The 2,692-nt window shown below is 37.2% G+C and carries 4 protein-coding genes and 1 riboswitch; of the genes, 2 read left to right on the top strand and 2 right to left on the bottom strand.

Annotated features, from left to right (window positions below; all coding sequences use genetic code 11):
* Both A194_RS0115760 and A194_RS0115755 read right to left on the bottom strand, forming a co-directional pair.
* Positions 1-429, bottom strand: a 429-nt coding sequence (locus A194_RS0115760) for a DUF4181 domain-containing protein (RefSeq protein ID WP_017187749.1), incomplete at its 3' end; no start/stop codon positions are given.
* A gap of 11 nt (positions 430-440) precedes the next feature.
* On the bottom strand, positions 441-881 hold the full coding sequence (locus A194_RS0115755; protein WP_017187748.1) for an NUDIX hydrolase: 441 nt from the start codon (positions 879-881) through the stop codon (positions 441-443).
* A gap of 117 nt (positions 882-998) precedes the next feature.
* A riboswitch (TPP riboswitch) is annotated at positions 999-1,100 on the top strand.
* A 141-nt stretch (positions 1,101-1,241) separates the two neighbouring features.
* Between A194_RS0115755 and tenA the strand changes: the two genes are divergently transcribed.
* Together tenA and A194_RS0115745 are read left to right on the top strand one after the other, a co-directional pair.
* Positions 1,242-1,925, top strand: a complete 684-nt coding sequence (gene tenA / locus A194_RS0115750) for a thiaminase II (RefSeq protein WP_017187747.1) — start codon at positions 1,242-1,244, stop codon at positions 1,923-1,925.
* Positions 1,926-1,978: 53 nt separating this feature from the next.
* Positions 1,979-2,692, top strand: a 714-nt coding sequence (locus tag A194_RS0115745; RefSeq protein WP_017187746.1) for a thiazole synthase, incomplete at its 3' end; no start/stop codon positions are given.

The following is a 2,692-nucleotide window of genomic DNA, read 5'->3' as shown; positions in this document are numbered from 1 at the left end:
ATTTATATATGGTTCAAGTAGTCCAAGTAAATCAAAGTATATAACGATTACGACTAACATTGTAAGGGAAAAACCTTCACCTAGACTAACAAATGCGCGGCGTGGTGTTGAGGAATATTTCCACTCATAAAGTGCATTAACTAAACTTTCTACAACTCCCCAAAATACAATGACAGCGAACAATATGTAAAACGGTGAATTAGGTTGACTACTAACATAAAAAAAGGTGATTAAAGATAAGAAACCACCAACAAACCTAACAATCACTTTAATCTTTATATGCTGGTCATTTATTTTATATGGTTTAAAGAAACCTGTCTTTACTTTATCTACTTTAAATGCTTTTCTTAATAAAATATTGGTTCCTTGTAAAATGATGATTATGCTTAACACAATGGCAAAAATGATAAGCCAGGACATAATGGTCATAATGTTCCTCCTTATATACGCTCTTGAAGTTTTAATTGCAAGACAGCATAGCAAACTTCAGGATCCGTTATAATTGATTTTTTAATTTGCTCAAGACATTGACTGACTGGAATATGGATCACTTCAATCATTTCATGCGATTCAAGTTGTTGAGCATCTCGACCTAAAATTTCTTCAGAATAATAGATATGTGTCATTTCATTTTCAATCCATGGAGCAGCGTGTATCATACCTAAGTAATCAAGCTCTCCACATTGATATCCTGTTTCTTCGTGCAACTCTCTTCTAGCTGCATCTTCTAACTTTTCACCTTGTTTAACACCGCCACCTGGTAACTGAATGATGTATGAGTCAATCGGTTTTCGATATTGATTTATTACAATAAATTCATCGTCTTGACGGAGAAGGACGACGACTGATTGATCTGTCTCATGGTAATTAGTTTGGCACACTTTTTAAAAAGCTCCTTTATTGAAAGTTATAGATTAATAGTAGCATAGTGTTAAAAAATGGTTAACATAAAGTCAGAAATTTGTTAATATGAATTTAACAAACAAATAATTTTAAAGTAACAAAGCTAGGGGTGCCATTTGAATGGCTGAGAGGAGTAATTCCGACCCTTTGAACCTGATCTGGTTTACACCAGCGTAGGGAAGTGTAGTTGCTCGGATTTTTGGATTATAATTCTTATCCATATTTCTCCAAGTCAACCACTTTCTTATGTCTGGTATAAGAAAGTGGTTTTTTATTTGGAAAATGATGCACTCGAAGTTTTCCAAATTTAAATAAAAAAAGATCTTGGAGGGATAGGTATGAAATTTTCAGAGTTACTAAGAAAGGAAACGGATCACATTTGGGAGGCGAACTTTAATCATCCTTTTATTAAAGGGGTTGGTGATGGGACGTTACCGATTGAGTGCTTCCGTTATTATGTCATGCAAGATGCTTATTACTTATCGCACTTTGCTAGAATTCAATCACTAGGTGGGACGAAAGCAGATAACTTTTACACAACGAGTCGTATGGCAGCACATGCTCAAGGGACTTATGAAGCGGAGTCAGAACTTCATCGTAATTTTTCAGAAAGACTAAATATTACTGAAGAAGAACAAGCGAACTTCAAGCCAGCACCAACGGCATATGCTTACACATCTCATTTATATCGCGCATCTTATCAAGGTCATTTAGGTGATGTGGTTGCGGCCATTTTACCTTGTTATTGGATTTATCAAGAAATTGGCGAAAAACTTAAAAACTATCAACCTGATGAGCCGATTTATCAAGAATGGATTAACACTTATGGTGGTGAATGGTTTAAAGAGTTAGTCGAAGAACAAATTAACCGTCTTGATGACATTGCTGAACAAGTGACAGAAGCGGATCGAGAACGTATGAAAGAACACTTTACGATTAGTTGTCATTACGAATTAGCCTTTTGGGAGATGGCTTACAACTTAGAAAAATGGCCAGCAGAAGCTGAAAAACTAAAATCTTAGGATTCTAGTAGCCCTAGCTTAATAAGATGTATTAACGAATGGAGGAATGTATGATGCAAGATTCATTAGTGATAGCAGGAAAAGAATTAAGTAGTCGGTTGTTTGTTGGGACAGGGAAGTTTGCTGATCATAGCAAAATGAAAGAGGCATTACAACAATCGCGTTCAGAAGTTGTTACAGTAGCGGTACGTCGAGTTGATTTAAGTGGGTCAGATCAATATATCTTAAACGATATTCCTGACTATATGACGTTAATGCCAAACACTTCAGGTGCTCGCTCAGCTGAAGAGGCGATTCGAATTGCTCGTTTAGCAAAAGCAGCTGGAATGGGTAACTGGATTAAAATCGAAGTCATCTCAGACAGTAAGTATTTACTTCCGGATAACGAAGAGACGATTAAAGCAACAGAAGCATTAGTTGAAGAAGGCTTTGTCGTGCTTCCGTATATGAGTCCTGACTTAATGGCAGCTAAACGACTAGAGGAAGCTGGGGCTGCAACAGTTATGCCATTAGGTTCACCAATTGGATCGAATCGTGGTATTCGAATGAAAGAAATGGTTCAAATCATGATCGATGAGATTAACGTGCCAATTGTTGTCGATGCTGGAATTGGTCGTCCTTCTGAAGCAGCAGAAGCAATGGAAATGGGGGCTGATGCTGTCTTAGTTAATACAGCAATTGCAACAGCAAAAGACCCAGTCGAGATGGCAAAAGCGTTTGACTTAGCTGTTCAAGCAGGTCGCTCGGCTTATACCTCTGGTTTAGGA

Source organism: Alkalibacillus haloalkaliphilus C5 (assembly GCF_000269905.1).
Lineage (GTDB): Bacteria > Bacillota > Bacilli > Bacillales > Alkalibacillaceae > Alkalibacillus > Alkalibacillus haloalkaliphilus_A.
Note: the sequence above shows the minus strand (reverse complement) of the source record. Positions and strands in the feature narration are given on the sequence as shown.